This window comes from Loktanella sp. DJP18 (genome assembly GCF_049310965.1).
Lineage (GTDB): Bacteria > Pseudomonadota > Alphaproteobacteria > Rhodobacterales > Rhodobacteraceae > Loktanella.
This window is the reverse complement of record NZ_JBMERN010000273.1, coordinates 1-2,297: the sequence shown is the minus strand read 5'-3', so window position 1 is coordinate 2,297 and position 2,297 is coordinate 1. Positions and strand designations below refer to the sequence as shown.

Here is a 2,297-nt window from a genome sequence, read left to right as displayed (position 1 = left end):
GTATAGCATCACGGCCAGGCGAATGATCTCTGGCGATGTCTTGAAATAGCGAAAGGGACTGTGTTTTGCCATTCCGAAACGCTACGGCCCCGCCCTGCCCGCCTCAAGCAGGTTTCCTCTGACAGTGCCGATCGAGGTTACTTCGGACGGGTTTGTCTGGCGCGACACCCGTTACCGGTCCCTCTCCGCCATCGCCCGCGAGATCACCGGCGCGCATTGGTCCGGTCCGCGGTTCTTCGGTCTGGCCGCGGCGAAGAAGTCATGACTGCGCCAAAAGTCCGCTGCGCCATCTATACCCGCAAGTCTTCGGACGAGGGGCTCGACCAGGCGTTCAATTCGCTCGATGCGCAGCATGAGGCCTGTGCGGCCTACATCGCCAGCCAAAAGCACGAGGGCTGGAAGATGTTGCCGGCACGGTATGATGACGGCGGGATCTCCGGCGGCACGCTGGAGCGTCCAGGCCTGCAACACCTGATGGCTGACATCGACGCAGGACGCGTCGATATGGTGGTGGTTTACAAGATCGACCGGCTGACCCGCTCCCTTGGTGACTTCGCGAGATTGGTCGAACGGCTGGACGCCGCGAACTGTTCGTTCGTATCCGTCACACAGGCGTTCAACACCTCCTCCTCCATGGGTCGCCTGACCCTGAACGTGCTGTTGTCATTTGCGCAGTTCGAGCGCGAAGTGACGGCCGAGCGCATCCGCGACAAGATCGCCGCCTCAAAGAAGAAGGGGCTCTGGATGGGCGGCGTTCCGCCGCTGGGCTACGACCCACATCCCGACAACACCCGCCGGGAACTGGTGGTCAACCCCGCCGAAGCCGAACGCGTCACACAGATCTTCGAGCTCTACGCGACCCACGGGTGTCTGAATGCCGTCACCAGGGAAACCGACCGACTGGGGCTATTCTCCAAGCGACATCTGTTTGCAAGCGGCCGCGTTCAGGGAGGCCGGCCGTTCAGCCGCGGCCAGATCTATCACCTGCTCACCAACCCGATTTACCGCGGCATGATCCGCCACAAGGCGCAGACCTATCCCGGCCTGCATCCCGCCATCATCGATGATGACCTTTGGGACAAGGTGCAGGACCGGCTCACATCCGCCAGTGCCCGCAAGCGCGGTGCAACGGCCGGACAATCGGGAACGGCAGCCGCCCCGCTCAAAGGCAAGATCCGGGATGAGACCGGCGATCTGTTGACGCCGTCCCATACCAGACGCAGAGGCAAACAGCTGCGTTACTACATCTCCAACCGGCTGGTCAGCGGTGGTACTGATCCGACCGGATGGCGTTTGCCGGCCCGCGCTCTGGAAACCGCGGTAGTTCGGACGGTCGTTCAGCATTTGCAGGATCATGCCGATCGGCATGCCGTGCTTGATATGTGCGACGCCACAACAACAACGAAGGCGGCTGCGGCAGTCATGGACTTGGCCGCGAGGCTCACATCCCACGGGCCCCTGTTGGCCTCATCGCTGATCTCCCAGGCCACCGTCGGCCACGGCCGCATGACCCTGACACTGGACCGAAGGGCACTGGCCCATGCGACGAACCTTGCCACCGATGCCCTGAACGCGTCCCTCTGCAATCTGGACGTCCCGTTTACCTGCCGACGCCGCGGCGTCGAGAACAAGATCGTGGCCGGACCCCGCGTGGCAGCACCGGACCGGACCCTGATCACGGCCCTGCGCAACGGCCATGCCTGGTCCGACGCCATCAATGCCGGCATACCCCTCCGCGAGATTGCGAACCGCGCCGGACATTCGGAGCGTTACGTCGCCCGGATCATCACGATGATCTCGCTTTCGCCCAAAGTTCAAACCGCTATTGTCGATGGCACCCAGCCCGTCAACCTCAGCCTGAAGGACATCATGCGCGACACCATCCCTTTGAACTGGACCGTGCAAGATCACCGCTACGGCATTGGCGCATAGCCTCTCCCTGTTTCGCTGAAACCCTTCCCTGATCCACGTCTCGATATTCCCTGTTCAGCCGAAGAAATTCCCTGTTAGCAACTGCAGGGAATTCCGTCGTAAGGGATTGGTTCCACATCAGTAATCACACGCTAATGTGCCGCAGATCACTGAATATTTGCCAAATTCCCTGTAAACATGCTGGTATCAGGGAAAACAGGCAAAAGCGGACCTCGAATATGAGGCCGCTGAGACAAACGCCATTCCATCCGCCAAAGCGACTGCCCTCGTACGTCTCTGTTGAGGAATGGGTCTCACAAGCCGCGGAATACGCCCAAGAATTTCAGGGAATTCGGACAGGGGAAAGAGAGACAGGGGTCGCTGGC

At 60.9% G+C, this 2,297-nt stretch carries 2 protein-coding genes and 1 pseudogene; 2 read left to right on the top strand and 1 reads right to left on the bottom strand.

The features are described 5' to 3' along the window. Positions 1-72, bottom strand: a pseudogene (locus ACOI1H_RS25050) (IS6 family transposase); the annotation flags it as partial. Between the two features lie 52 nt (positions 73-124). Here ACOI1H_RS25050 and ACOI1H_RS25045 point away from each other — a divergent pair. Further along, complete coding sequence (locus ACOI1H_RS25045) at positions 125-265, top strand: DUF2924 domain-containing protein (protein ID WP_422440987.1); 141 nt, start codon at positions 125-127, stop codon at positions 263-265. Continuing rightward, positions 262-1,932: a recombinase family protein gene (locus tag ACOI1H_RS25040; protein WP_422440985.1), complete on the top strand. Its 1,671-nt coding sequence runs from the start codon at positions 262-264 to the stop codon at positions 1,930-1,932. The genes ACOI1H_RS25045 and ACOI1H_RS25040 overlap by 4 nt, the downstream gene beginning before the upstream one ends. The last annotated feature ends 365 nt before the right edge of the window (positions 1,933-2,297 follow it).

Excerpts from the sequence above, each read along its gene's own strand:
- ACOI1H_RS25040 (WP_422440985.1), top strand. The coding sequence starts at position 262 with ATGACTGCGCCAAAAGTCCGCTGCGCCATCTATACCCGCAAGTCTTCG.